At 70.1% G+C, this 25,762-nt stretch carries 23 protein-coding genes and 2 pseudogenes; 15 read left to right on the top strand and 10 right to left on the bottom strand.

Going from position 1 to position 25,762, the window contains the following annotated elements; genetic code table 11:
* The first annotated feature begins 79 nt into the window (after nucleotides 1-79).
* Nucleotides 80-757 carry a hypothetical protein gene (locus AB0K11_RS20995; protein ID WP_364981187.1) on the top strand — a complete coding sequence of 226 codons (678 nt, stop codon included), beginning with the start codon at nucleotides 80-82 and terminating at the stop codon, nucleotides 755-757.
* A gap of 16 nt (nucleotides 758-773) precedes the next feature.
* Here the strand turns inward: AB0K11_RS20995 and AB0K11_RS21000 are convergent, their stop codons facing one another.
* Nucleotides 774-1,136, bottom strand: coding sequence for an iron-sulfur cluster assembly accessory protein (locus AB0K11_RS21000; protein WP_364981190.1), 363 nt, complete (start codon nucleotides 1,134-1,136; stop codon nucleotides 774-776).
* A gap of 149 nt (nucleotides 1,137-1,285) precedes the next feature.
* On the opposite strand from AB0K11_RS21000, the gene AB0K11_RS21005 reads away from it, so the two are divergent.
* From AB0K11_RS21005 to AB0K11_RS21020, 4 genes are read left to right on the top strand one after another with little or no spacing between them, the layout of a single operon-like run.
* Nucleotides 1,286-1,966: a DUF3043 domain-containing protein gene (locus tag AB0K11_RS21005; protein ID WP_364981193.1), complete on the top strand. Its 681-nt coding sequence runs from the start codon at nucleotides 1,286-1,288 to the stop codon at nucleotides 1,964-1,966.
* A gap of 10 nt (nucleotides 1,967-1,976) precedes the next feature.
* On the top strand, nucleotides 1,977-2,510 hold the full coding sequence (locus AB0K11_RS21010; protein ID WP_364981196.1) for a bifunctional adenosylcobinamide kinase/adenosylcobinamide-phosphate guanylyltransferase: 534 nt from the start codon (nucleotides 1,977-1,979) through the stop codon (nucleotides 2,508-2,510).
* Nucleotides 2,510-3,565 (top strand): nicotinate-nucleotide--dimethylbenzimidazole phosphoribosyltransferase, encoded by a 1,056-nt coding sequence (gene cobT, locus AB0K11_RS21015; protein ID WP_364981199.1) that lies wholly within the window; start codon nucleotides 2,510-2,512, stop codon nucleotides 3,563-3,565. The genes AB0K11_RS21010 and cobT overlap by 1 nt, the downstream gene beginning before the upstream one ends.
* Nucleotides 3,562-4,308, top strand: a complete 747-nt coding sequence (locus tag AB0K11_RS21020) for an adenosylcobinamide-GDP ribazoletransferase (RefSeq protein WP_364981202.1) — start codon at nucleotides 3,562-3,564, stop codon at nucleotides 4,306-4,308. The genes cobT and AB0K11_RS21020 overlap by 4 nt, the downstream gene beginning before the upstream one ends.
* Here AB0K11_RS21020 and AB0K11_RS21025 read toward each other — a convergent pair.
* The gene (locus AB0K11_RS21025; protein WP_364981205.1) at nucleotides 4,305-5,411 is read right to left on the bottom strand and encodes a branched-chain amino acid aminotransferase; all 1,107 of its coding nucleotides are present in this window, start codon (nucleotides 5,409-5,411) and stop codon (nucleotides 4,305-4,307) included. The two genes, AB0K11_RS21020 and AB0K11_RS21025, sit on opposite strands and share 4 nt — an antisense overlap.
* Before the next feature lie 22 nt (nucleotides 5,412-5,433).
* Complete coding sequence (gcvT, locus tag AB0K11_RS21030) at nucleotides 5,434-6,528, bottom strand: glycine cleavage system aminomethyltransferase GcvT (RefSeq protein WP_364981208.1); 1,095 nt, start codon at nucleotides 6,526-6,528, stop codon at nucleotides 5,434-5,436.
* Nucleotides 6,529-6,553: 25 nt separating this feature from the next.
* Here gcvT and AB0K11_RS21035 point away from each other — a divergent pair, with 25 nt between their 5' ends.
* Nucleotides 6,554-8,071 carry a leucyl aminopeptidase gene (locus AB0K11_RS21035; RefSeq protein ID WP_364981211.1) on the top strand — a complete coding sequence of 506 codons (1,518 nt, stop codon included), beginning with the start codon at nucleotides 6,554-6,556 and terminating at the stop codon, nucleotides 8,069-8,071.
* A gap of 21 nt (nucleotides 8,072-8,092) precedes the next feature.
* On the opposite strand, the gene AB0K11_RS21040 is transcribed toward AB0K11_RS21035, so the two are convergent.
* Nucleotides 8,093-9,880 carry an SDR family oxidoreductase gene (locus tag AB0K11_RS21040; RefSeq protein ID WP_364981214.1) on the bottom strand — a complete coding sequence of 596 codons (1,788 nt, stop codon included), beginning with the start codon at nucleotides 9,878-9,880 and terminating at the stop codon, nucleotides 8,093-8,095.
* 21 nt (nucleotides 9,881-9,901) lie between these two features.
* Nucleotides 9,902-10,255: an oxidoreductase gene (locus AB0K11_RS21045; protein WP_364981217.1), complete on the bottom strand. Its 354-nt coding sequence runs from the start codon at nucleotides 10,253-10,255 to the stop codon at nucleotides 9,902-9,904.
* 174 nt (nucleotides 10,256-10,429) lie between these two features.
* Here AB0K11_RS21045 and sucB point away from each other — a divergent pair, with 174 nt between their 5' ends.
* From sucB to AB0K11_RS21075, 6 genes and pseudogenes are all read left to right on the top strand, one after another.
* Nucleotides 10,430-12,379, top strand: coding sequence for a 2-oxoglutarate dehydrogenase, E2 component, dihydrolipoamide succinyltransferase (gene sucB, locus AB0K11_RS21050; protein ID WP_364981220.1), 1,950 nt, complete (start codon nucleotides 10,430-10,432; stop codon nucleotides 12,377-12,379).
* Between the two features lie 18 nt (nucleotides 12,380-12,397).
* A complete protein-coding gene (locus AB0K11_RS21055; protein ID WP_364981223.1) occupies nucleotides 12,398-13,306 on the top strand; it encodes a TIGR01777 family oxidoreductase in 909 nt (302 codons plus the stop codon).
* 21 nt (nucleotides 13,307-13,327) lie between these two features.
* Complete coding sequence (gene lipB, locus AB0K11_RS21060) at nucleotides 13,328-14,038, top strand: lipoyl(octanoyl) transferase LipB (RefSeq protein ID WP_364981226.1); 711 nt, start codon at nucleotides 13,328-13,330, stop codon at nucleotides 14,036-14,038.
* Entirely contained in the window at nucleotides 14,035-14,979 is a 945-nt protein-coding gene (lipA, locus tag AB0K11_RS21065) for a lipoyl synthase (protein ID WP_364981229.1), read from the top strand. The genes lipB and lipA overlap by 4 nt, the downstream gene beginning before the upstream one ends.
* A 4-nt stretch (nucleotides 14,980-14,983) precedes the next feature.
* A complete protein-coding gene (locus AB0K11_RS21070) occupies nucleotides 14,984-15,736 on the top strand; it encodes a DUF4191 domain-containing protein (protein ID WP_364981232.1) in 753 nt (250 codons plus the stop codon).
* Nucleotides 15,737-15,836: 100 nt separating this feature from the next.
* A pseudogene (locus AB0K11_RS21075) lies at nucleotides 15,837-16,701 on the top strand (hypothetical protein).
* Nucleotides 16,702-16,746: 45 nt separating this feature from the next.
* Here AB0K11_RS21075 and AB0K11_RS21080 read toward each other — a convergent pair.
* On the bottom strand, nucleotides 16,747-17,235 hold the full coding sequence (locus AB0K11_RS21080; RefSeq protein ID WP_364981235.1) for an RDD family protein: 489 nt from the start codon (nucleotides 17,233-17,235) through the stop codon (nucleotides 16,747-16,749).
* 160 nt (nucleotides 17,236-17,395) lie between these two features.
* On the opposite strand from AB0K11_RS21080, the gene glnA reads away from it, so the two are divergent.
* The 3 genes and pseudogenes from glnA to AB0K11_RS21095 all read left to right on the top strand — a co-directional run.
* Entirely contained in the window at nucleotides 17,396-18,832 is a 1,437-nt protein-coding gene (gene glnA, locus AB0K11_RS21085; protein ID WP_364981238.1) for a type I glutamate--ammonia ligase, read from the top strand.
* Between the two features lie 81 nt (nucleotides 18,833-18,913).
* Entirely contained in the window at nucleotides 18,914-19,345 is a 432-nt protein-coding gene (gene dtd, locus AB0K11_RS21090; RefSeq protein ID WP_364981241.1) for a D-aminoacyl-tRNA deacylase, read from the top strand.
* A gap of 33 nt (nucleotides 19,346-19,378) precedes the next feature.
* Nucleotides 19,379-19,798: pseudogene (locus AB0K11_RS21095) on the top strand (DoxX family protein); the annotation flags it as partial.
* 130 nt (nucleotides 19,799-19,928) lie between these two features.
* Here AB0K11_RS21095 and AB0K11_RS21100 read toward each other — a convergent pair.
* Genes AB0K11_RS21100 through AB0K11_RS21115 form a run of 4 tightly spaced genes read right to left on the bottom strand, consistent with a single transcriptional unit; the run spans nucleotide 19,929 to nucleotide 25,753 of the window.
* Nucleotides 19,929-20,780, bottom strand: coding sequence for a TIGR03619 family F420-dependent LLM class oxidoreductase (locus tag AB0K11_RS21100; protein WP_364981244.1), 852 nt, complete (start codon nucleotides 20,778-20,780; stop codon nucleotides 19,929-19,931).
* Complete coding sequence (locus tag AB0K11_RS21105; protein ID WP_364981247.1) at nucleotides 20,777-21,406, bottom strand: PaaI family thioesterase; 630 nt, start codon at nucleotides 21,404-21,406, stop codon at nucleotides 20,777-20,779. The genes AB0K11_RS21100 and AB0K11_RS21105 overlap by 4 nt, the downstream gene beginning before the upstream one ends.
* A gap of 1 nt (nucleotide 21,407) precedes the next feature.
* Nucleotides 21,408-24,371, bottom strand: a complete 2,964-nt coding sequence (locus AB0K11_RS21110) for a bifunctional [glutamine synthetase] adenylyltransferase/[glutamine synthetase]-adenylyl-L-tyrosine phosphorylase (protein ID WP_364981250.1) — start codon at nucleotides 24,369-24,371, stop codon at nucleotides 21,408-21,410.
* Nucleotides 24,372-24,412: 41 nt separating this feature from the next.
* Nucleotides 24,413-25,753 (bottom strand): glutamine synthetase family protein, encoded by a 1,341-nt coding sequence (locus AB0K11_RS21115; RefSeq protein ID WP_364981253.1) that lies wholly within the window; start codon nucleotides 25,751-25,753, stop codon nucleotides 24,413-24,415.
* Nucleotides 25,754-25,762 lie beyond the last annotated feature (9 nt).

The raw sequence follows: 25,762 nt of genomic DNA on the forward strand, positions 1-25,762 counted from the left end.
CGCTAACCTGCGTACCAGGTGCCCGCCCGGTCACTGTAGACAGGCAAGCCCATTCCACACCCCCGGAGCGTCTTTTTTCATGGCTGGTCCCCACCAGTACCCGGAATCCTTCCCCCAGCACCCCCAGGGTCCGCCGCCGCAGCACCAGCACCCGTATCAGCCGCTGCCGCCGCAGGAGGCGCCCGCGGTGCCGTATCCGGAGAACGTGCCGTCGGCCTACCCGGGCATGCTGCCACCGCCGGTGCAGTACCCGAAGCGGCGACGCCCGTGGCGGGCGGTGCTCGCCGCGGCGGCAGGGCTGTTGGTCGTGGTCGCGGTGGTCGCGGGTGTCGTACTGGCCACCCGGGGTGGTGACGATGGCGAGCAGGGCGCGCTGACGTCGGCGGCCGCGCAGGCCGCCATCCAGGATTATCTCGATGCGCTCGCCGATGGCGACGACGAGACGGTCGCGCGCCACACCCTGTGCGGGCTGTTCGACGGGATCAAGCAGCGCCGCAGCGACCTGGCGCTCGCAGGCCTGGCCGGTGACGCGTTCCGCAAGCAGTTCGACCGCGCCGAGGTGAGTTCGATCGACACCATCGTGCCGCTGTCGAATTACCAGGCACAGGTGTTGTTCACCATGCGGGTGACGCCTGCGGGCGGGCCGCGGCGCGGAGGATCGCAACAGGAGGACGAACAGGCCGTCGCACAGGTGCTCGAACGCGGCGACGACGTGTTCGTCTGCTCCTACCTGTTACGCAGTGGCGGGCAGTACTGATCCCGGTCGGAGCCGGTCAGTTGAAGGAGTCACCGCACGCGCACGAACCCGTGGCGTTCGGGTTGTCGATCGTGAAGCCCTGCTTCTCGATGGTGTCGACGAAGTCGATGGTGGCGCCCTGGATGTACGGGGCGCTCATCCGGTCCACCGTCAGCGACACGCCGCCGAAGTCGGTGGTCAGATCGCCGTCGAGGGTCCGGTCGTCGAAGAACAGGTTGTAACGCAGGCCCGCGCAGCCACCCGGCTGAACCGCGATGCGCAGCGCCAGATCGTCACGGCCCTCCTGGTCGAGCAGCGCCTTCGCCTTGGCGGCCGCGGCGTCGGTCAGTACCGCACCGTGGGTTGCGGTGGCGGTCGCCGACTCGTCCTGAACAGTCATTGCTCTCCCTTTGCATCCCTGAGCGTGGTCTGTGGTGGTGTGCCCCGTCTGACGGAGGTCCACACTGTCAACGGTACCTTGTTCCGCCGCTATTCCCGACTTATCCCCAGGTCGTCGGACCACGATCGGCACGAAGTACCCTGGCAGGCGTGAAGCTGCTCGGCCGGAAGAAAGACACCGACGTCACCGCTGCGGTCTCCGAGGACACCGGAGCGGCGCCCGCCGGCGGCGGTCCCGGGGACACGCAGCCCAAGACCACCGCACCCAAGGGCAGGCCGACGCCGAAGCGCGATGCCGGCCGGCGCCGAGGTCCGGTCGCTCCCGCCCCGCTGACCACGGCCGAGGCGCGCAAACGTCGCAAGGAGATGCGCGGCCCGAAGCTGAGCCGCGAAGAGCGCAAGATCGAGAAGGTGGAGCGGCGCTCCAACATGAGCGAGCGGCGCGAGCGGATGATGGCCGGCGAGGACGCCTACCTGCTGCCCCGCGACAAGGGGCCGGTGCGCCGCTACGTGCGCGACGTCGTCGACGCCCGCCGCAACGTGCTGGGGCTGTTCATGCCCGCGGCGCTCGCGCTCATCTTCGTCATGCTCTCGGTGCCCGCGCCCGCGGTCCAGCAGGTCGTCTCCTACGTGATGATGGGACTGGTGCTGGTCATGGTGATCGACGGCCTGCTGCTCGGCCGCAAGGTCAACCGGCTCGCCGACGAGAAGTTCCCGGACAACACCGAGACCGGCTGGAAGCTCGGCTTCTACGCGGCCAGCCGCGCCTCCCAGTTGCGCCGGATGCGGGCGCCCCGGCCGCAGGTCGCCCGCGGCGCCGACGTCGCCTGACCCGCACGCGGTGCGCATCCTGGTGCTCGGCGGTATCCGGTCGGGCAAGTCGCGGTGGGCTGAACACGCCGTCGCCGCGGCCGCGGGCGATGCACCGGTCCGTTACGTGGCCACCGGTGCCCGGCCGACCGGTCCCGACGACGCCGGCTGGGCGCACCGCGTCGCCGCACACCGTGACCGGCGCCCCGCGCACTGGTCCACCGTCGAGACCCACGATGTCGCGGCAGCGCTGCGCACCGACGCGTCGACCGCGACCCTGGTCGACGACATCGGTGGCTGGCTGACCGCCGCGATGGACCGGCGTGACGCCTGGTCGGGCGGCGGGGTCGGCGGCGACGTCACCGACCTGCTGGCCGCCGTCGCGGCAGTGACCTCGCCGCTGGTGCTGGTCAGTCCGGAGGTCGGATTGACCGTGGTGCCCGCCACCGAGGCCGGTCGCCGCTTCGCCGACGAACTGGGCGAGCTGAACCAGCGGCTGGCCGACGAGTGCGACCGGGTGGTCCTGGTGGTCGCCGGTCAGCCCCTACCGGTGAAGGACCCGTGATGACGGGATCAGAGGCCGCCGCGGTCGACCCGCCGGATCCGGTGGCGGCCGCCGCGGCGCGCGACCGCCAAGACGTGCTGACGAAACCGCGCAGGGCGTTGGGCCGGCTGGAGGACCTGGCGGTGTGGGTGGCCGCCTGCCAGGGCGTCTGCCCGCCGCGCCAGTTCGTCCGGCCGCGGGTGGTGGTGTTCGCCGGCGACCACGGTGTGGCCGCCGCCGGGGTGTCGGCCTACCCCGCCGAGGTGACCGCGCAGATGGTGGCCAACATCGCGGGCGGCGGGGCCGCGATCAACGCGCTGGCCGACGTGGCCGGTGCCGGGCTGCGCGTCGTCGACATCGCCGTCGACGTGGACACCCCGCTGTCGCAGGCGGTCGGCGCCCACAAGGTGCGCAGGGGCAGCGGCAACCTCGCGGTCGAGGACGCGCTGAGCGCCGAGGAGGTCGCCGCGGCGCTCGAGGCGGGCCGCCGCATCGCCGACGAGGAGGTCGACGGAGGGGCGGACCTGCTGATCGCCGGCGACATGGGCATCGGGAACACCACGGCGGCAACGATTCTGGTGGCCGCACTGACCGGGACCGAACCGGTCGCCGCGGTGGGCCGGGGCACCGGCATCGACGACGCCGGGTGGGCCCGCAAGACCGCGGCCGTGCGCGACGCGCTGTACCGCGCCCGCGACGTGACGGCCGATCCGTCGGCGCTGCTGCGGGTGTGCGGCGGGGCCGACATCGCCGCGATGGCGGCGTTCTGCGCCCAGGCCGCGGTGCGGCGCACTCCCCTGCTGCTCGACGGTCTGGTGGTGACCGCGGCCGCGCTGGTCGCCGACCGGATGACGCCGGGCGCGCGGCTGTGGTGGCAGGCCGGGCACCGCTCAACCGAACCGGCGCATGCGCTCGCGCTCGCCGATCTCGACCTCGACCCGATCCTGGATCTGCGGATGCGTCTCGGCGAGGGCACCGGCGCCGCCGTTGCGCTGCCGGTGGTCAGGGCCGCCGTCGCCGCGCTGGCCGACATGGCGACGTTCGGCGAGGCCGGGATCTCCAGCGACCCACCATGATTCGCTCGATCAGCGGCGCGTTCACGTTCGGCACCGTGCTACCGCTGCCCGCGCGGTGGATCGCGCCGCTGGGCCGTGGCGTGCTGACCGCGCTGCCGGTGATCGGCCTGACGCTCGGGGCGGTGGCGGCCGCGACGCTGGCGGCCGGGTCATGGGCGTTCGGTGACCACAGCCCACTGGCAGGCGCGCTGACCGTGGCGGTGCTGCTGCTGGCGACCCGCGGAATGCACATCGACGGGCTGTCCGACACCGTCGACGCGCTGGGGTGCTACGGGCCGCCGGAACGCGCGCTGGCGGTGATGCGCGACGGTGCCGCAGGCCCATTCGGCGCCGCCGCCGTGGTGGTCGCGATCCTGGTGCAGGCGCTGGCGTTCGCCGAGCAGGCCACCGGCCCGCCGGGCTGGCTGGCGGTGCAGACTGCGGTGACCGCGGGCCGGGTGGCGGTGGTGCTGGCCTGCAGGCGTGGCGTACCCGCCGCCGAGGGCAGCGCACTGGGCGCCCAGGTGGCGGGAAGCCAACCGGTGGCCGTGGTGGCGGCGTGGATCCTCGCCGTGGCGGCGCTGTCGATTCCCGCAGGTGCGCAACCGTGGCAGGGTCCGGTGGCGGTGCTGGTCGCGTTCGGGGTCGCCGCACTGCTGGTGCGGCACTGCGTTCGGCGGTTCGGCGGCGTCACCGGCGACGTGCTCGGCGCGGTGGTCGAGGTCACCACCACCGTCGTGGCGGTCGGCCTGGCCGTCGGCTAGACCAGCCGCGTCATCCAGCCGTGGGTGTCGGCGAAGGTGCCGCGCTGGATGCCGGTCAACGTGTCGCGCAGCGCCATGGTGACCTCGCCGGGTTCGCCGTCGGCGATGGTGAACTCCCCGTCGGTGTGCTTGACGTGGCTGACCGGGGTGATCACCGCCGCGGTGCCGCACGCGAACACCTCGGTGATCTCCCCCGCGGCGGCCTTCTTCTGCCACTCGTCGACGTCGATCTTGCGTTCCTCGACCGCGAACCCGGCGTCGGTGGCCAACTGCAGCAACGAATCCCGGGTGATGCCCGGCAGCAGCGACCCGCTCAGCTCGGGCGTCACCAGTCGCGCGGAGCCGCCGCTGCCGAACACGAAGAACAGGTTCATGCCGCCCATCTCCTCGACGTAGCGGCGTTCGATCGCGTCCAGCCACACCACCTGGTCGCATCCGTGGTTGGCGGCCTCGGCCTGGGCCAGCAGCGAGGCGGCGTAGTTGCCACCGAACTTGGCCGCGCCGGTGCCGCCGGGTGACGCCCGCACGTACTCATGGGACAGCCACACGCTCACCGGCCTGATACCGCGGGGGAAGTACGCGCCTGCGGGCGAGCCGATCACCATGTAGCGGTACTCGGTCGCCGGTCGCACCCCGAGTCCCGGCTCGGTGGCGAAGACGAACGGCCGCAGGTACAGCGACTCCTCACCACCGGCGGGCGGCACCCACGACTGATCGACGGCGATCAGTTGCCGCAGCGACTCGAGGAAGACCTCGTCGGGCAGTTCCGGGATGGCCAGCCGGCGCGCCGATGACCGTAGCCGCGCCGCATTGGCGTCCGGACGGAACGACACCACCGATCCGTCGGCCCAGCGGTAGGCCTTGAGGCCCTCGAAGATCTCCTGGGCGTAGTGCAGGACCACCGCCGACGGGTCGAGTTCGATGGGCCCGTACGGCAACACCCTCGGGTTGTGCCAGCCCTGGCCTGCGACGTAGTCGATCGAGACCATGTGGTCGGTGTGATGCTTCCCGAACCCGGGGTTGGCCAGGATGGCGGCCTTCACCTCGTCACTCGCCGGATCCGCGTTGCGATCGACGATGAACTCGAGGGGGCCGTCAGTCATGGGCCGATTGTATAACCGGACGCTACCGGGTTTTTGCCGCTACGAACGGCGGCTTGACCACCTCGCACTCGACCGGGCGGCCGCGTACGTCGACCGCGACCCGCTGCCCGTCGGCGATGTCGTGCGCCGTGTCGATGAGCGCCAGTGCGATGCCGGCTTTCAGTGTCGGAGAATAGGTTCCGGACGTGGTGATGCCGACCGGGGTGTCGCCGTCGAGCACCGTGAGGTCCTGGCGCAGCACCCCGCGGCCCACCGCCCGCAGGCCACGCAGCAGTCGTCGCGGCCCGGCCTCCTTCTCCGCCACCAGCGCGTCGCGGCCCCAGAACGCCTCTTTGCGCCAGCCGACGGCCCAGTTGCAGCGCGCCTGCAGCGGTGAGATGTCGAGCGACAGTTCGTGGCCGTGCAGCGGGTAGCCCATCTCGGTGCGCAGGGTGTCGCGGGCGCCGAGGCCGGCGAGCTGGCCGTCCGCCGCGGTGACCGCGTCGACCAGGGCGTCGAACACGGTCGCTGCGCCGTCCCATGGCGGCAGCAGCTCGTAACCCTGTTCGCCGGTGTAGCCGGTCCGGCACACCCGCACCGGGACGCCGCGGAACTCGGCGTCGGCGTATCCCATGTAGTCCATGCCGGTGGGCAGGCCCAGCCCGTCGAGCACCTGCGCCGACTTCGGTCCCTGCACCGCGAGCACACCGTAGGACCGGTGCTCGTCGGTGATGGTGAGGCCGTCGGGGGCAGCGTCCTGAAGCGCCGCCACCACCGCCGCGGTGTTGGCGGCGTTGGGCACCAGGAAGATCTCGTCGTCACTGACGTAGTAGGCGATCAGGTCGTCGATCACGCCGCCGGACTCGTTGCAGCACAACGTGTACTGCGCCTTACCCGGTCCGATCCGGTTGAGGTCGTTGGTGAGTGCGGAGTTGACGTACTCGGCGGCGCCGGGGCCGCGTACGAGGGCCTTGCCCAGATGGCTGACGTCGAACAGCCCGACGGTGGTGCGCGTCGCGGTGTGCTCGCCGACGGTGCCGGCATAGGACACCGGCATCAGCCAGCCGCCGAACTCCGCGAAGTTCGCGCCGAGCCGGCGATGACGGTCTTCGAGTGGGCCATGCAGGGTGTCGCTCACCCTTCACACCTTAGGGTGGACGCTCGTGAGCCCCGCGAACACCGGATACCAGTCCCCCGCCGTGACCGTCGCCTCCTCGCTTCCCCGCCGGGGGGTGGGCGAGACGGTGCTGATCGTGCCCGTCGTCAGCGGCGACGACGCGCCGTCGGTGCTCGACGGGGGCTCGCATCTGCCCGCAGACGCCGTGCGCGAGATCGAGGCGGCGCTGCGCGCGGTCGGCGCGACCGGTGCCGAGGGGCAGACCCACCGGCTCGCCGTCCCCTCGCTGCCGGTGGCCAGCGTGCTGACGGTGGGACTGGGCAAGCCACGCGACGAGTGGCCGGCCGACACGGTCCGGCGGGCGGCGGGTGTCGCGGCCAGGTCACTGGACAAGGTCCCGGCCGCCGCGACCACGCTGTCGGCGGTCGATCTGGACGCCGCCGTGGAGGGCCTGGTCCTGGGCGCCTACCGGTTCGCGGGCATCCGCAGCGAGAAGACCGCGCCCAAGGACGGCGGCCTGCGCACGATCACGGTGCTGGCCGCCGACACCAAGGGGGCGACCAAGGCCGCCGTCGAGCGGGCGGCGGCGATCGCCACCGCGGTGGCCACCGCACGCGACTTCGTCAACACCCCGCCCAGCCACCTGTTCCCCGACGAATTCGCCAAGCGGGCGAAGGCGCTGGGAGAGGCGGCCGGCCTGACCGTGGAGGTGCTCGACGACAAGGCGCTGACCAAGGCGGGCTACGGCGGCATAGTGGGCGTCGGCAAGGGTTCGTCGCGCCCGCCGCGGCTGGTGCGGTTGAGCCACAAGGGCAGCGGGCGGAATCGTAAGAAGGTTGCGCTGGTCGGCAAGGGCATCACGTTCGACACCGGCGGCATCTCGATCAAGCCGGCCGCCAACATGCACCACATGACCTCGGACATGGGCGGTGCGGCCGCGGTCATCGCGACCGTCGTGCTGGCCGCGCAGCAGAAGCTGCCGATCGACGTGATCGCGACGGTGCCGATGGCCGAGAACATGCCGTCGTCGACGGCGCAGCGGCCCGGTGACGTGCTGACCCAGTACGGCGGTATCACCGTCGAGGTGCTCAACACCGATGCCGAGGGCCGGCTGATCCTCGCCGACGCGATCGTGCGGGCCTGCGAGGACGGGCCGGACTACCTGATCGAGACGTCGACGCTGACCGGTGCGCAGACCGTGGCGCTCGGCGCGCGCACGCCGGGTGTGATGGGCAGCGACGAGTTCCGCGACCGGGTGGCGCGGCTGTCGCAGGGCGTCGGTGAGAACGGCTGGGCGATGCCGCTGCCCGAAGAGCTCAAGGACGACCTGAAGTCGGCGGTGGCCGACCTGGCCAACGTCAGCGGTTCGCGCTACGCGGGCATGCTCGTCGCGGGGACCTACCTGCGCGAGTTCGTCGCCGACGGCGTCCAGTGGGCGCACATCGACGTCGCGGGCCCGGCGTACAACACCGGCGGGCCCTGGGGGTACACCGGCAAGGGCGGCACCGGGGTGCCGACCCGGACCCTGTTCGCGGTCCTGGAGGACATCGCGGCGAACGGTTAGCCGCGCACGGCGGGGGCGCGGCTACAGCACCCGGCCGCGAGCGGTGCTGCGCAGCACCTGCGGCGCCACCCGCGAAAGGCCGTAGAGCAGATGGGCTTCCGGTGCGACGGGCCGCAGCGCCCTGTCCTTGCGCACCGCGGACACGATCGCCTTGGCGACCTTGTCGGGACCGTAGCGCCGTAGCTGGAACGCCCGTTCGAGCTGCGCTCGACGGCCCGCTACCTGCGTTGTTTTGTCCTGCGGTGCAGCGAATCTCGTGGTGTGCACGATGTTGGTGTCGATGACACCGGGGAAGATGGTGGTCAGCCCGACACCGGCTTCGGCGAGTTCGGCGCGCAGACAGTCGGAGAACATGTAGACCGCCGCCTTGCTGGTGCAGTAGGCGTTCAGCGACTGCAGCGGCGCGTAGGCCGCCATCGACGAGACGTTGACGATGTGGCCGCCTGCACCGCGGTCGACGAGTCGGGGCGCGAAGGCCCTGCAGCAGTTCACGACTCCGCCGAGGTTGACGTCGAGCACGCGCTCCCACTCCTCGGCCGGCGTGTCGAGGAAGCGGCCGGCCTGGCCGATACCGGCGTTGTTGACCACGATGTCGGGCACGCCGTGGGCCGCAGTCACCTCCTCGGCGAAGCGCTCGACCGCCGCGGCGTCGGCGACGTCGAGCACGTAGGCGTGTGCCACCCCGCCGAGCGCGGCCACCCGCGCCGCGGTGTCCTTCGCGCTCGCCGCGTCGATGTCGCTGACGACGACCTCGGCGCCTTCGGCGGCGAACGCCAGCGCGGTCTCCCGCCCGATTCCGCTTCCCGCGCCGGTGACCGAAACCAAGGTGTCGCCGAATGATTCGCGGTGCCGGTGGACGTCTGCGCGGAGCAGCTCGCGGTCGGCGGGCGCACCGTCGACGTGGTTCGCCAACTGACGCACGGCACGGGCCAGGAATTGCGGGTGTGACATCGGGGACCAGTGGCCGGCCTGCAGGTCGCGGCGCCACAGCCGCTGCACCCACCGCGCGGTGTACCGGTAGGAGTGCGGACGCACCCAGCGGTCGCGGGTGTTGACGATCAGCTGCACCGGCACGTCGACGTGGTGGTCGTACCTACCGCGTCGAATCGAGGGAAAGAAGTTCGCGCGGTACACCTTCAGACCGTTCGCCGCGTCAGCGGCGAAGCTGTCGGCATGACGGACCCGGTCGCTGCCGACGTGCGGGGCGATGGCCAGCCTGCGGATCGCGGCGGCCAGGAACAGCCGCATCGCGATCGGCGTGAGCAGCGGCACCGAGAACACTGCCATGTAAGTCAGTCGCAGCGCCTGATCGACCGCACCCGCGAACATCCCCGGCCGATACGGACGGACCAACGCATCGCGGAAGTAGCGCAGCAGGTGGTCCAGGGCCGGTCCGGACACCGACGTGAACGAGGCGACGCGGTCGCGTGCCTCGGGGCGAAGGAGGTACTCCCAGACACTCGTCGAGCCCCAGTCGTGCGCGAGCACGTGCACGGTCTCGCCGGGTGCCAGCGCATCGACGACGGCCGCGAAGTCCTCCGCGAAGTGCGCCATGGTGTACGCCTTCGCCGACTTCGGGCCCGACGACTGCCCGGCGCCGCGGCTGTCGTAGCGGATGATCCGGAAGTCGTCGCCCAGCTGCGCCGCCACGCCGTCCCACAGCACGTGGGTGTCCGGCCAGCCGTGCACCAGCACGACGGCCGGACCGTCGGGATTGCCTTCTTCGAAGACGGCCAGGCGGACGTCGTCGGTGCTGTCGACGAACCGCGTGTCGACGAACAGCGCGGCCGGGTCACGATGTGCGCTCACCGGCCCCACCCTGCCACGGCGTCAGCGGTCGTCGAGCTCCTGGCGGGCCGCCCGCTTGCGTTCGATTCGCCGGCGCGCGTCGTAGTCGCGCATCCGCTGCGGATAGCCGACCTTCTGGACGTCGTAGACCGGGATGTTCAACCGCTCGCTCAACCGGCGGGCACCAGCGTCGCCGCCGGCGCGACGACGCGTCCATTCGCCGTCGGCGGCCACCAGCACGACGGTCACCTCGGTGACCGTCGTCTTCGGTTCGACGAAAGCTTCGACGCCGGTGTGTTCGGCGACCCACTGCCGGAGGTATCTGAGGTCGGCGGCCGGGTCGCCGCCGTCGCCGCGCGCCGATCGGCGGCCGCGCAATCTGCTGAACAGTCCCACCTCGGCCCTCCTCCTCTCCCCCGTTCTGCGCGCCCACGCGGGGCTTTCGTCACTTTCGATAGTGCCAGAGCGGCGAGTCCACGAGTCTGCGGCGAACGGAAGGAGTGAACGTGGAAGGATGGGGAACGACATTCGCCTACCCCTGCGACTGCTCGTGCGAAGGAGCCAACACCCATGGCCGTCACTGTTGAGATGCCCGCACTCGGTGAGAGCGTCACCGAGGGGACCGTCACCCGCTGGCTCAAACAAGAGGGTGACACCGTCGAACAGGACGAGCCGTTACTCGAGGTCTCCACCGACAAGGTGGACACCGAGATCCCGTCACCGGCCGCGGGTGTGTTGAAGAAGATCGTCGCGCAGGAGGACGACACGGTCGAGGTCGGCGGCGAGCTCGCGGTGATCGGCGACGCCGACGATGACGACGGTGACGACGAGGGTGGGTCGTCGGACTCCGGCGACGATTCCGCTGACGAGGACTCCGCTGACTCCGGCGACGAGGAGCCGGCCGAAGAGGAGGAGCCGGCCGAGGAGCCGGAGTCGCAGCCCGAGGAGGCGGCCGAGGAGTCGGAGGATTCCGACGACTCGGACGACTCGGACGAGTCGGATGACGAGGAGTCCGAGCCGGAACCCGAGTCGAAGCCTGCGGCCAAGTCGTCGAAGTCCTCGGGCTCGGCGACGCCGGTCGTCATGCCGGAACTCGGTGAGAGCGTCACCGAGGGCACCGTGACCCGGTGGCTCAAGAAGGTCGGCGACAGCGTCGAGGTGGACGAGCCGCTGCTCGAGGTCTCCACCGACAAGGTGGACACCGAGATCCCGTCGCCGGTGGCGGGCACGCTGGTCTCCATCACCGCCGAGGAGGACGACACCGTCGAGGTGGGCGGCGAGCTGGCGAAGATCGGCGACGCCGACGCGGAGGCATCCGACGAACCCGAGCCGGAGCCCGAGCCCGAAGAGAAGCCGGAACCCAAGCAGGAAAAGAAGCCGGAGCCTGAAGAGGAGCCCGAGCCCGAAGAGAAGCCCGAGCCCAAGCAGGAGAAGAAGCCGGAACCCAAGCAGGAGAAGAAGCAGGACTCCGAGCCCGAAGAGAAGCCCGAAGAGAAGCCCGAGCCGAAGCAGGAGAAGAAGCCAGAGCCCGAGCAGGACGGCGAGGCGTCGTCGGACGGCGCGCCCTACGTCACCCCGCTGGTGCGCAAGCTTGCCTCGGAGAACGACGTCGACCTCTCGTCGGTCAAGGGCACCGGGGTGGGCGGCCGGATCCGCAAGCAGGACGTGCTCGCCGCCGCTGAGGCCAAGAAGGCTCCGAAGTCCGACACCGAGGAGGCCGCCGAGGCGCCGTCCAAGGCACCGGCCGCGGCGATGGCAGGCGCCGACGCCAACGCCGCCGACGCGCCGCTGGCCCATCTGCGCGGCACCACACAGAAGGCCACCCGGATCCGTCAGCTGACCGCCAAGAAGACGCGCGAATCTCTGCAAGCCACAGCGCAATTGACGCAGACCCACGAGGTCGACATGACCAGGATCGTGGCGCTGCGGGCGCGGGCGAAGAAAGACTTCGCCGAGCGTGAGGGTGTCAACCTCACCTATCTGCCGTTCATCGCCCGCGCGGTGATCGACGCGCTGAAGCAGCACCCGAACGTCAACGCCAGCTACAACGAGGACACCAAGGAGATCACCTACTACGACGCCGAGCACCTCGGCTTCGCGGTCGACACCGAGCAGGGTCTGCTGTCTCCGGTCATCAAGAACGCAGGCGATCTGTCGCTCGCCGGGCTGGCCCGGGCGATCGCGGACATCGCCGCCCGCGCGCGCTCGGGTGACCTCAAGCCCGGGGATCTGTCCGGCGGGACGTTCACCATCACCAACATCGGCAGCCAGGGCGCGTTGTTCGACACTCCGATCCTGGTGCCGCCGCAGGCGGCGATGCTGGGCACCGGGGCGATCGTCAAACGGCCACGGGTGATCGTCGACGAGTTCGGCAACGAGTCGATCGGTGTGCGCTCGATCAGCTATCTCCCGCTGACCTACGACCACCGGCTCATCGACGGTGCGGATGCCGGCCGGTTCCTGACCACCGTCAAGCGTCGCCTCGAGGACGGTGCGTTCGAGGCTGACCTCGGCCTCTAGAAGGGCAGCCAACCCCCAGTGTCGGACTCTGTCATCGCAATTGCGGGATCCTCAGGTCTGATCGGCTCGGCGCTGGTCTCGGCGCTGCGCGCCGCCGACCACCGGGTGATCCGGATCGTGCGGCGTGCACCGTCGAACGCCGACGAGCTGTTCTGGAATCCCGACGCGGGCGAATTCGACGCCGGTGCACTGCGCGGTGTCGACGCCGTGGTGAACCTGTGCGGGGTCGGCGTCGGCGACAAGCGGTGGTCGGGCGCGTTCAAGCAGAGCCTGCGCGACAGCCGCATCGCACCCACCGAGGTGCTGGCCGGTGCGGTCGTCGAGGCGGGGGTGCCGGTGCTCGTCAACGCCAGCGCGGTCGGCTATTACGGCGACACCCGCGACCGCGCCGCCGACGAGTCCGCACCGTCGGGCGAGGGATTCCTCGCGCAGCTGTGCCGTGACTGGGAGGCCGCCACCGCACCGGCGGCGCAGGACGGCGCCCGCGTCGTGCTGGCACGCACCGGCCTGGTGCTGGCGCCATCGGGCGGGCTGTTCGGCCGGTTGCGGCCGTTGTTCTCGCTCGGGGTCGGCGCGCGGTTGGGCAACGGACGCCAGTACATAGCCTGGATCAGCCTGGAGGACGAGATCCGGGCGCTGCTGTTCGCGATCTTCGACGGCCGGCTGTCCGGACCGGTGAACATGGCCGGACCGGCGCCGGTCACCAACGCCGAGTTCACCACGGCGATGGGCCGGGCCGTCAACCGGCCGACGCCGCTGATGGTGCCGGGGTTCGCGCTGCGCACCGTGTTCGGTGAGTTCGCCGACGAGGGTCTGCTGACCGGTCAGCGGGTCATCCCTGCCGCTCTGGAGCGGGCCGGATTCGTGTTCCACCACAACACCGTCGGTGAAGCGCTGGCCTACGCGACGCAGAGCCGGGACGAGTAGCCGCCGAGTACGTTGGTGCACATGGAGGTCTCCATCCGCTCCGGAGCCGCGCCGATCGACGTGCGCCGACTCGGCACCGTCGACTACCTCGACGCATGGCAGCGGCAGCGCGAGGCCGCCGAGGCACGCATCGCGGGCGGTCCTGACACGCTGCTGCTGCTCGAGCATCCCCCGGTCTACACCGCGGGCAGGCGCACCGAGCCGCACGAACGGCCGATGGACGGCACCCCGGTGGTCGACACCGACCGCGGCGGCAAGATCACCTGGCACGGTCCCGGGCAGCTGGTGGGGTACCCGATCGTCGGGCTGGCCGAGCCGTTGGACGTGGTGAACTTCGTCCGGCGCCTCGAGGAGGCGTTGATCGCCGTCTGCGCCGGCTTCGGCCTGGCCACCAACCGGGTGCCGGGCCGGTCCGGGGTCTGGCTGCCCGCCGACGGCGCCGGGGCCGGGATGCGGCCGGCCCGCAAGATCGCCGCGATCGGCATCCGGGTCGCACGCGCGACCACCCTGCACGGCTTCGCCCTCAACTGCGACTGCGATCTGACCGCCTACCGCACCATCGTCCCGTGCGGGATCGCCGACGCCGGGGTGACGTCCCTGACCGCCGAACTGGGCCGACACGTCGGGGTGGACGACGTGATCGGGCCGGTGACCGCTGCGGTGTGCGACGCGCTGGACGGCAGGCTCGCGGTCGGTGCGGCGGACGCACCGGGCGTAGCATCGATGCAGTGACGATCGCTCCCGACGGCCGCAAACTCCTGCGTCTGGAAGTCCGCAACGCCCAGACGCCGATCGAACGCAAACCCCCGTGGATCAAGACGCGCGCGAAGATGGGCCCCGAGTACAAGGAGCTCAAGAGCCTCGTCCGCCGCGAGGGCCTGCACACCGTCTGCGAAGAGGCCGGCTGCCCCAACATCTTCGAATGCTGGGAGGACCGCGAGGCCACCTTCCTGATCGGCGGCGAGCAGTGCACGCGGCGCTGCGACTTCTGCCAGATCGACACCGGTAAGCCCGCCGACCTCGACCGGGACGAGCCGCGCCGCGTCGCCGAGAGCGTGCAGGCGATGGGTCTGCGCTACTCGACCGTGACCGGCGTGGCGCGCGACGACCTGCCCGACGGCGGCGCCTGGCTCTACGCCGAGACGGTCCGCCAGATCAAGGCGCTGAACCCCAACACCGGCGTCGAACTGCTGATCCCCGACTTCAACGGCGACCCCGCGCAACTCCGCGAGGTCTTCGACTCGCGACCGGAGGTGTTGGCGCACAACGTCGAAACGGTGCCGCGCATCTTCAAGCGGATCCGGCCGGCGTTCCGCTACGACCGCAGCCTCGCCGTCCTGACGTCGGCCCGGGCAGCGGGGCTGGTCACCAAGAGCAACCTGATCCTCGGCATGGGCGAGACGCCCGAGGAGGTGCGCACCGCACTCATCGACCTGCACGAGGCGGGCTGCGACATCGTCACGATCACCCAGTACCTGCGGCCGTCGCTGCGGCACCACCCGGTCGAGCGCTGGGTCAGGCCGGAGGAGTTCGTCGAGCATCAGCAGTTCGCCGAGGGTGTCGGCTTCGCCGGGGTGCTGGCCGGTCCGCTGGTGCGGTCGTCGTATCGCGCCGGTCGGCTCTACTCGCAGGCGAAGAGCCTGCGGACGGCCGAATGCCCACCCGTATCCTGATCTGATGGCGAAGACGCGCAACCCGGCCGCTACCAAGGCCGCCAAGGCGGAGGCGAAGGCAGCCCGCAAGGCGGCGTCCAAGCAGCGCCGCGGCCAGCTGTGGCAGGCATTCCAGATCCAGCGCAAAGAGGACAAGCGGCTGCTGCCGTACATGATCGGCGCGTTCGTGCTGATCGTGGCGGCGTCGGTGACGGTCGGTGTGCTCGTCGGCGGGTTCACCACCTATACGCTGATCCCGCTCGGTGTGCTGCTGGGCGCGCTGGTCGCGTTCATCATCTTCGGCCGTCGCGCGCAGAAGTCGGTGTACCGCAAGGCCGAGGGCCAGACGGGTGCGGCGGCGTGGGCCCTTGACAATCTGCGGGGCAAGTGGCGGGTGACGCCGGGCGTCGCGGCGACGGGCAACTTCGACGCCGTCCACCGGGTGATCGGCAGGCCGGGAGTGATCTTCGTGGCCGAGGGGTCGCCGGGCCGGCTCAAGCCGCTGCTCGCCCAGGAGAAGAAGCGCACCGCCCGCCTGATCGGCGACACCCCGATCTACGACATCATCGTCGGCAACGGCGACGGTCAGGTGCCGCTGTCCAAGCTGGAACGCCACCTGACCAAGCTGCCCGCCAACATCACCGTCAAGCAGATGGACACGCTGGAATCCAAGCTGGCGGCCCTGGGCACCAAGATCGGACCGGCGGCAATGCCGAAGGGCCCGCTACCCGCGCAGGCGAAGATGCGGGGCGTGCAGCGCACCGTGCGCAGGCGCTAGTCGCCGAACGTGAGCTCGTGTGCGAGTTCTGCCCGAAAATTCGAGCACAACCGCACGTTCGTGGGCGGAACCGATCGGGCGCTGCCGCCGTCGTAGGTGAGTGGAGTGGCCCTTCCTCGGCACCGAGGCCCTCGCGGCCGGCGCGGTGAACAGGTACCAGTTGTCCACTCGACACGACGCGCTGTATCGCAACGTGTACGTGCCGAGAGGACACGCGGTCACGGCAGCCGACAAGGCCGTCGGCGCGTGGCTCTGGTCGGGCAGGCGTGCCACTGTTGCGGGACTTTCGGCCGCGGCGCTGCACGGTGCCAAGTGGATCGACGCGACACTGCCCGCGGAGCTCAATCAGTCCAGTCGGCACAAGACCACAGGCATCCGTCTGCACAGTGATGCCCTGGCCGACGACGAGATCCGCCACGCCCGCGGCGTTCCCGTGACCACGCCCGCCCGGACGGCGTTCGACCTCGGCCGCCGGAAGGGCCTGACGACCGCCGTCGTCCGCACTCGACGCGCTGAGGCAGGCGACCCGACTCACCGCCGACGACGTCGATGCACTCGCCGAACGTCATCGCGGCGCTCGCGGCATCGTGCAGTTGCGCAAGGCACTGGCACTGTCCGACGCCGGAGCCGAGTCCCCGCAGGAGACGCGCACGCGTCTGGTGCTCACTGTCGCCGGACTCCGGCCGACCCACACACAGATCGAGGTCTTCGACCACTACGAGTTCGTGGGCCGCATCGACATGGGCTACCTCAGGTGGAAGGTCGGCGTCGAGTACGACGGGCCACAGCACTGGACGGACCCGTCCATCCGCAACCGCGACCTCGAGCGGCGGGCCAGACTCGCGGCACTGGGCTGGCGCATCGTCCACGCCAATGCCGAGATGCTGCGGTACCGCCCTGCGGTGATCGTCGGCCGGACCGAAGCGGCGTTACGGGACGCCGGCGCCGCCGTGTGCCGAACGTGAGCTCGTGATCGCGATTTGACGAGAATCTCGAGCACAAGCTCACACTCAGCGTCTGACCACCGCGGTCTTCGTCGCCAGGTCCTGCAGACCGCGCAGGTCGCTGTCGGTGAACAGGGCCGGGATGATGAGCGAGATCAGCAGCCCGCGCACGGCGGCGCGGCCCACACCGACGTGCAGGCGGCCGTCGACGGGCACCACGTGCATGCCGAGCGCGTACTGACCTGGCGTGAAGCCGAACAGGCGCACGGACAGCACGCCGAGCACGAACCAGACCACCAGGACGGCGGTGGACAACATGGCGAGCGACACCCAGCCGAACGCCATGGCCAGCCCGGCCAGCCCGTAGGCGATCAGCCAGTCGACGATCAGTGCGGCGATGCGGCGGCCGAAGCGGGCGAGCGATCCGGGGCCGCGCTCTGGCATGCCCAACCGGTGGCCGGGGTAGTCGTTGGGCTTCTCACCGGGGGCGGCGCCCTGAGTCCGGTCCGGGCCGGACAGCCACGATCCGAGGCGGGAACCGGGTTCGCGGGCCATGATCTCAGCATAGGCTCGCCCCTGACACGCGCCGTGAGGCCGCCGACCGTCACGAGTGCGCGGTGTGATTGCGTAACTTCGGCGCAACATGCGGTTGATGACCGTGCAACATCGTGTCCCTAGCGTCAACGCGCGGGTTACCAGTGAAGGAGAGAACCTAGTGGCAGAAACTACGCCCGACGACATCTTCAAGACCATCAAGGACGAGGGTGTCGAGTACGTCGACATCCGGTTCTGCGATCTTCCCGGCGTCGTCCAGCACTTCTCGATCCCGGCGTCGGCATTCGACGAGAGCGTGTTCGAAGACGGACTGGCATTCGACGGTTCCTCGGTGCGTGGCTTCCAGTCCATTCACGAGTCGGACATGATGCTGCTGCCCGATCCCGAGACCGCGCAGATCGACCCGTTCCGCGCCGCCAAGACGCTGAACATGAACTTCTTCGTGCACGATCCGTTCACCCGCGAGGCCTACTCCCGCGATCCGCGCAACGTGGCCCGCAAGGCGGAGAACTACCTGGCCAGCACCGGCATCGCCGACACGTGCTTCTTCGGCGCCGAGGCGGAGTTCTACATCTTCGACTCGGTCAGCTTCGACTCGCGGATCAACGGCACCTTCTACGAGGTCGACTCGGAGTCGGGCTGGTGGAACACCGGTGAGCCGCTCGAGGCCGACGGCAGCCCGAACCGCGGTTACAAGGTGCGGCCCAAGGGCGGCTACTTCCCCGTGGCGCCGTACGACCACTACGTCGACCTGCGCGACCAGATGGCCACCAACCTGCAGAACGCCGGGTTCGTGCTGGAGCGCGGTCACCACGAGGTGGGCACCGCGGGCCAGGCCGAGATCAACTACAAGTTCAACACGCTGCTGCACGCGGCTGATGACGTGCTGCTGTTCAAGTACATCATCAAGAACACCGCATGGCAGGGCGGCAAGACCGTGACGTTCATGCCCAAGCCGCTGTTCGGTGACAACGGCTCCGGGATGCACGCCCACCAGTCGCTGTGGAAGGACGGCCAGCCGTTGTTCCACGACGAGTCGGGCTACGCCGGCCTGTCGGATCTGGCCCGCCACTACATCGGCGGCATCCTGCACCACGCGCCGTCGCTGCTGGCGTTCACCAACCCGACGGTGAACTCCTACAAGCGTCTGGTGCCGGGGTACGAGGCGCCGATCAACCTGGTGTACAGCCAGCGCAACCGCTCGGCGTGCGTGCGCATCCCGATCACCGGCAACAACCCGAAGGCCAAGCGCCTCGAGTTCCGCTGCCCGGACAGCTCGGGCAACCCATACCTGGCGTTCGCGGCGATGCTGATGGCCGGCATCGACGGCATCAAGCGCAAGCTGGAGCCGCAGGCCCCGATCGACAAGGACCTCTACGAGTTGCCGCCGGACGAGGCCGCCAACATCCCGCAGGCGCCCACGTCACTGTCCGCGGTGATCGACCGGCTCGAGGAGGATCACGAGTACCTCACCGAGGGTGGCGTTTTCACCGAGGACCTGATCGAGACCTGGATCTCCTACAAGCGGGAGAACGAAATCATGCCGGTGCAGATCCGTCCGCACCCGTACGAGTTCGCGCTGTACTACGACGTGTAAGTCCTCACGTCCGCAAGGGCCGGGTGGTTCCCCAGTACGGGGGCCGCCCGGCCCTTTCGCATGGCCGGGGAGGATGGGGGCATGCGAGTACTGGTGCAACGGGTGACATCGGCGAGCGTCGAGGTCGACGGCGAGGTGGTCGGTGAGATCACGCCGGCCGGGCAGGGGCTGCTGGCATTCGTCGGCGTGACGCACGACGACGACGAGGACAAGGCCCGCAGGATGGCCGAGAAGCTGTGGCAGCTGCGGATACTCGACGAGGAGCAATCGGCGTCGGACGTCGGCGCACCGATCCTGGTGGTCAGCCAGTTCACGCTGTACGCCAACACGGTCAAGGGCCGGCGGCCCAGCTGGAACCTGGCGGCACCGCGGCCGGTCGCCGAACCGCTGGTGTCGGTGTTCGCCGCTGCGCTGCGGGCGCTCGGGGCGCAGGTGGCCACCGGAGTCTTCGGTGCGGACATGAAAGTGCAACTGGTGAACGACGGCCCGGTAACAGTCATGTTGGAGCTGTGAGAAAGCCGACCGCCTCGGCGTAAAGTCTCCGCCATGGCGACCAACTTCGACTCTCGGCTCGCGGGCTACTCCTCTCCCCTCCTGAGCGTTTTCCGCATCGTGGCCGGCTTGATGTTCACGTTGCACGGCACCCAGAAACTGTTCGACTGGCCCGCTGCCTCGCCGATGCCGATCGAGGTCGGCGCGTGGCCGGCGTGGTGGGCCGGCTTGCTCGAATTCGTTCTCGGCCTGCTGATCACGGTCGGGTTCTTCACCCGCATCGCGGCGTTCATCGCCTCGGGTGAGATGGCGGTGGCGTACTTCTGGTACCACTGGCCGCCGCTCGAGGGCCCGTCGGCGTCGTTCTGGCCGACGGTGAACGGCGGCGAGACAGCACTGCTGTACTGCTTCGGCTTCCTGGCGATCGCCGGACTCGGCGCGGGCGCCTGGTCGGTCGATGCGCGCCGGCGCGTCGGCGGTGGCTCCGGTGTGCGGCGCGGGCGGGTGGTCACGGGTACCGCCGCACCCGCGGGCACTCCCGCCGCCGCCCCCGTGCGTCGCGGCGGCCTGCTCAGCCGCTTCCGCCGTAACCGGTACTGAGCGGCTAGCCCAGGTCCTTGCGGAACCGCTTCATTCCGTCGATCTTCTCGGCCAGCGACGCCTGCGGGCCGGCGTAGAACATCCACGGCATCGTGATGATTCCGGTGATGCCTGCGGCCTCGGCCCGGGCGTAGTGCTCGGGGGTGAATGCGTCCGTCAGCGGGGTGAGGACGGTGAAGCCGTCCATCGTCAGCCCGTTCTCCGCGCGCAGGGCGCGCAGCTTGTCCACCGACGCGATCGCGTGGTCGGTCGAGATGAGGTCACCGATCCAACCGTCGTGACGGGCCGCCCGCCGCAGCGCGACATCGCTCAATCCCCCGACGTAGATCGGGATGTGCGGCGGCGTCGGTTCCATCTCCAGACGCGGCGCCGAGTAGAACTCGCCGGAGAACTCGTTCCACCCCGGCTGCCACAGCGCGCGGAACAACGAGAGCATCTCGTCGGTGCGCCTGCCGCGCCGGTCGAACCGCTGCCCCATCAGCGTGAACTCTTCCTCGCACCAGCCCACGCCGACACCGAGTTCCACCCGACCGTCGGCCAGGTATGCCGCTGTGCCGATCGCCTTGGCCGCCGAGAACGGATCACGCATCGCCGGGATGTAGACCGTCGTGACGAAGCGCAGCCGTTCGGTGACCGAGGCCAACGCCCCGACCAGCACCCACGGGTCCGGCCAGTGAGTGAACGGCTTCCACCGCCTGCTGCCGTCATCGGTGTAGGGGTAGGGCGTCTTCAGTGTCTCCAGGTTCACCACGTGGTCCGGGATCCCCATCCCGTCGTACCCGAGATCGTCCGCCGCCCGGGCGATCTCGATGACCTCGCGGGACTCCAGGAACGCCGAGCTGACGTAGAACCTCATCCGGCTTCCCGCGCCCAGGCGGGCATGATGAACACCCCTTCGGCCTCGACCGTCACCCCGTCGGCATCCCGCAACTCGCCGCGGGCGTAGGTCTTGAACCCGTCCACCCGGTCGATCCACGCCTGGGCGCGCAGCGCCCCCAGCGGAGTGCCGCGCAGATACTTCAGCGTGATCGTCCCGGTGAACAGCGGTTTGGTCAGGCCGTCGCTGGCCACCTCGCCGAGGATCTGATCCAGCACCAGCGCGCAGACGCCGCCGTGCACCCACCCCGGCGGCCCCTCGTACGGCGCGCCCAACGCGAACTCGCTCCAGCAGCGTCCGTCCGCGTCCTGCTCGATCATCAGCGGCGGCGCCATCGCATTGCGGATGCCGACAACCGGATTCGCCCACACCACCGGCCGTCCCGTGTCGGCGTGCCGCATACGCGGCGTCTGGTCGCGTTCCTGCTCCTCGAGCATCGCACTGACCGCGTCGATCGCCCGGCGCGCCTCGACGACGGTCTCGTCGTCCGCTCCGGTGCGGATGCTCGCCTCGATGAGTCGCCGCACCGACTGCGTCAGCGGTTCGTGCAGGGCACGCAGCCGGTCGTGTTCCTCCGCACTCATCGACTCGAAGAAGAAATCCACATCAACCTCCGAACACGTTGCGCACCACGGTCTTCGCGCGACGCGTCACGCGCAGGTAATTGTCGAGGAACTCGCCGCCGTCGTCGTTGTCCCAGCCGGCGGCCAGCGCCACCGCATTGAGCTGCCTGCCCGGCCCGGGCAACTGGTCGGTCGGCTTGCCGCGCACCAGCACCAGCGCGTTGCGGGCCCGCGTCGCGGTCAACCAGGCCTGCCGGAGCAGGTCGATGTCGCCCTCGGCGATCAGTTCCGCGGCGCCGATCGCGTTCAGCGAGTCCAGTGTCGAGGTGTTGTGCAGCGCCGGGATGCGGTGCGCGTAGCGGAGCTGCAGCAGCTGCACCGTCCACTCGATGTCGGCGAGCCCGCCGCGACCGAGCTTGGTGTGGGTGTTGGGATCGGCGCCGCGGGGCAACCGTTCGGCGTCCACCCGCGCCTTGATCCGCCGGATCTCCTGCACCGTCGCAGCCGACACACCGTCGGCCGGGTACCGGATGCCGTCGATCATCAACAGGAACTGTTCACCGAGTTCGAGGTCGCCTGCCACCCGGTGCGCCCGCAGCAGCGCCTGAACCTCCCACGGCTGGGCGTATTTCGTGTAGTACGCGGTGTAGGAGGCGAGCGTGCGGACCAGCGGCCCGTTGCGGCCCTCTGGCCGCAGACCCAGGTCGACCTCGAGCGGCGGGTCCGCACTCGGCGTTCCGAGCAGCGCCCGCACCTGCTCGGCGATGTTCACCGACCATTTCACCGCGACGGATTCCTCGACACCGGCGTGGGGTTCGCAGACGAACATCACGTCGGCGTCCGATCCGTAACCCAATTCGCCGCCGCCGAGGCGGCCCATGCCGATGACCGCGATCCGCGCGGGCGGTCCGTCGTCCGGCGTGTTCGCCCGGATCACCGCCTCCAGCGCCGCCTGGAGCACCGCGAGCCACAGTGCCGTCAGCGCCTTGCAGACCTCGGTCACCTCGAGCATGCCCAGCAGGTCGGCCGATGCGATACGCGCCAGTTCGCGCCGGCGCAGAGTTCGCGCGGCGGCGATCGCGCGAACCGGGTCGGGATGGCGGCCCGCCGAGGCGATGAGCGCCTTGGCCATCCCGTCGGGTTCGACGTCGCACAGTTTCGGGCCGTTGGGGCCGTCGGCGTACAGCCGGATCACCTCGGGCGCCCGCATGAGCAGTTCGGGGACGTACGCCGAGACCCCGAGCACCCGCATCAACCGCTTCGCGACCGCGCCCTCGTCGCGCAGCGTCGACAGGTACCACCGCTCCTCGGCCAGCGACTCGCTGATCCGCCGGTAGGACAGCAGTCCGGCATCCGGATCGGGGGTGTCCGACAGCCAGTCCAGCAGCGTCGGCAGCAGCACCTGCTGCACCCGGGCGCGCCTGGCGCCGCCGCCGGTGAGGGCCGCCAGGTGGGTCAGTGCGCTCTGCGGACCCTCGTAGCCCAGCGCGGCGAGCCGGCGTTCGGCGGACTTCGTGCTGAGCCCGGCCGAAATACCCAGGGCGTCTTGGCCGACCGACTCGAGCAGCGGTTGGTAGAACAGCTTCGCGTGCAACCGCGACACCCGCAGGCTCTGCCGCTTGAGTTCCTCGCGCAGCACTCCGACGGCATCGTGCTGGCCGTCGGGCCGGATGTGCGCCGCCCGCGCCAGCCAGCGCATCGCCTCGTCGTCGCCGGACTCGGGCAGCATGTGCGTCCGCTTGAGCCGCTGCAGCTGCAGCCGGTGTTCGAGCAGCCGCAGGAACTCGTAGGACGCGGTGAGGTTGGCGGCGTCGTCGCGCCCGACGTAGCCGCCGGTGCCCAGCGCTGCGAGCGCATCCACCGTCGACGCCACGTGCAGGGAGTCGTCGTTGCGGCCGTGCACCAGCTGGAGCAGCTGCACCGCGAACTCGACGTCGCGCAGGCCGCCGGTGCCGAGCTTGAGTTCACGGGCCCGCACTCCCGCGGGCACCAGTTCCTCCACCCGTCGGCGCATCGCCTGCACCTCGGGCACGAAGTCCTCCCGCTCACACGCCGTCCACACCATCGGCGTCAGCGCCTCGATGTACTCCCGGCCCAGCTCGGCGTCGCCTGCGGCGGGCCTGGCCTTCATCAGCGCCTGGAACTCCCAGGTCTTGGCCCAGCGCTGGTAGTAGGTGACGTGCGACTCGAGGGTGCGCACCAGCTGGCCGTGCTTGCCCTCCGGCCGCAGCGCGGCGTCCACTTCGAAGAACGCGTCCGCGGCGAGCCGCATCATCTCCCCGGCCACCCGGATGGCCAGCGCCGAGGCCTCGTCGGCGACGAAGATGACGTCGACGTCGCTGACGTAGTTCAATTCGCGTGCACCGCATTTGCCCATCGCGATCACCGCCAGCCGCGGGGCGGGCCCCGATCCGCAGGCCGACCGGGTCGCCACGATGAGCGCCGCGCCGAGTGCGGCGTCGGCCATGTCGGACAGGTGCTGCCCCACCGCCACGAACGGCAGCACGGGTTCGTTCTCCACCGTCGACGCCAGATCGAGCGCCGCCAGCACGAGCATCCTGTCACGGTAGAGCTGGCGTAGCGGGGCTGCGGCAGTGGTTGTGTCGCTGGTGTTCTCGGCGGCCGCGGCGAACTCGTCCCGCAGCTGCGACGCCGAGGGCAGCGTGACGGCACCCTCGAGCAGATGCCACGACTGCGGATTGGCGATGAGGTGGTCGCCCAGCGCCAGCGAGGCACCCAGCACACCGAAGAGCCGCCCACGCAGGCCCTTGTCCTTGAGCAGCGCGCCGTTCAGTTCGGTCCACCGGTCATCCAGCGCGTCGGCCAGCCGGACCATCGCCAGCAGTGCGGTGTCCGCGTCGGGGGCCCGCGACAGCGACCACAGGAGCTCCACGTGGGCGTCGGTGGTCCAGCCCAACCGGTCGAGATTCGCCGCCGCCTGTTCCTGCACCAGACCGAGGCGGCCCGGGCTGGGCAGCTTCGGTCGGTCGGTCACGGGTTTGGCCACGTTGACGACGGTATCGCACCGCCGCAGGTGGCCGGACGCCGCTAGAGCGACAGGTAGGTCCTCAGCTCGTACGGCGTGACGTTGCTGCGGTAGGTCTCCCATTCCGAGCGCTTGTTGCGCAGGAAGTAGTCGAAGACGTGCTCCCCCAATGCTTCCGCGACCAGCTCGGAGTTCTCCATCTCGGCGAGCGCGACGCCGAGGCTGGACGGCAGCTCGCGGTAGCCCATCGCGCGGCGTTCCTCCGGCGTCAGGCTCCAGACGTTGTCCTCGGCCTGCGGTGCGAGCACGTAGCCCTTCTCCACTCCGCGCAGACCCGCGGCCAGCAGCACCGCGAAGGTCAGATAGGGGTTGCAGGCCGAATCGGGGCTGCGCACCTCGATGCGCCGCGACGACGCCTTGCGCGGGGTGTACATCGGCACCCGGACCAGTGCGGACCGGTTCGCCGCGCCCCAGGACGCCGCGGTGGGCGCCTCACCGCCGTGCACCAGCCGCTTGTAGGAGTTCACCCACTGGTTGGTGACGGCGCTGATCTCGGAGGCGTGTTCGAGGATGCCCGCGATGAACGACTTGGCCACATCGGAGAGCTGCAGCGCGTCCTCGGGGCTGTGGAAGGCGTTGGTGTCGCCCTCGAACAGGCTCATGTGGGTGTGCATGGCCGACCCCGGGTACTCGGCGAACGGCTTGGGCATGAACGACGCACGCACGCCGTCACCGAGCGCTACCTCTTTGACGACGTAGCGGAACGTCATCACGTTGTCGGCCATCGACAGCGCGTCGGCGTAACGCAGGTCGATCTCCTGCTGCCCAGGCGCGCCCTCGTGGTGGCTGAACTCGACGGAGATGCCCATCTGCTCGAGCGCGTCGATGGCGTGTCGGCGGAAGTTCGGCGCCGAGTCGTGCACCGCCTGGTCGAAGTAGCCGCCGTTGTCGGCAGGCACCGGCGGGGTGCCGTCGTCGGGGCCGGGCTTGAGCAGGAAGAACTCGATCTCCGGGTGCACGTAGCAGGAGAAGCCGAGGTCACTGGCCTTGGCCAGCTGGCGGCGCAGCACGTGGCGCGAGTCGGCCCACGACGGCGAGCCGTCGGGCATCGTGATGTCGCAGAACATCCGTGCCGAGTGGTGCTTCTCGGAGCTGTCGGCCCACGGCAGGATCTGGAAGGTGGACGGATCGGGGCGGGCCACCATGTCGGCTTCCGACACCCGCGCGAAGCCCTCGATCGAGGATCCGTCGAAGCCGATGCCCTCTTCGAACGCGCCCTCGAGTTCGGCAGGCGCGATGGCGACGGATTTGAGGTATCCCAGGACGTCCGTGAACCACAGCCGGACGAAGCGGATGTCGCGTTCCTCCAGCGTGCGCAGCACGAATTCCTTCTGGCGATCCATGTTCGCAGC

It is taken from the genome of Mycobacterium sp. NPDC050551 (assembly GCF_040674075.1).
Taxonomy (GTDB): Bacteria; Actinomycetota; Actinomycetes; order Mycobacteriales; family Mycobacteriaceae; genus Mycobacterium.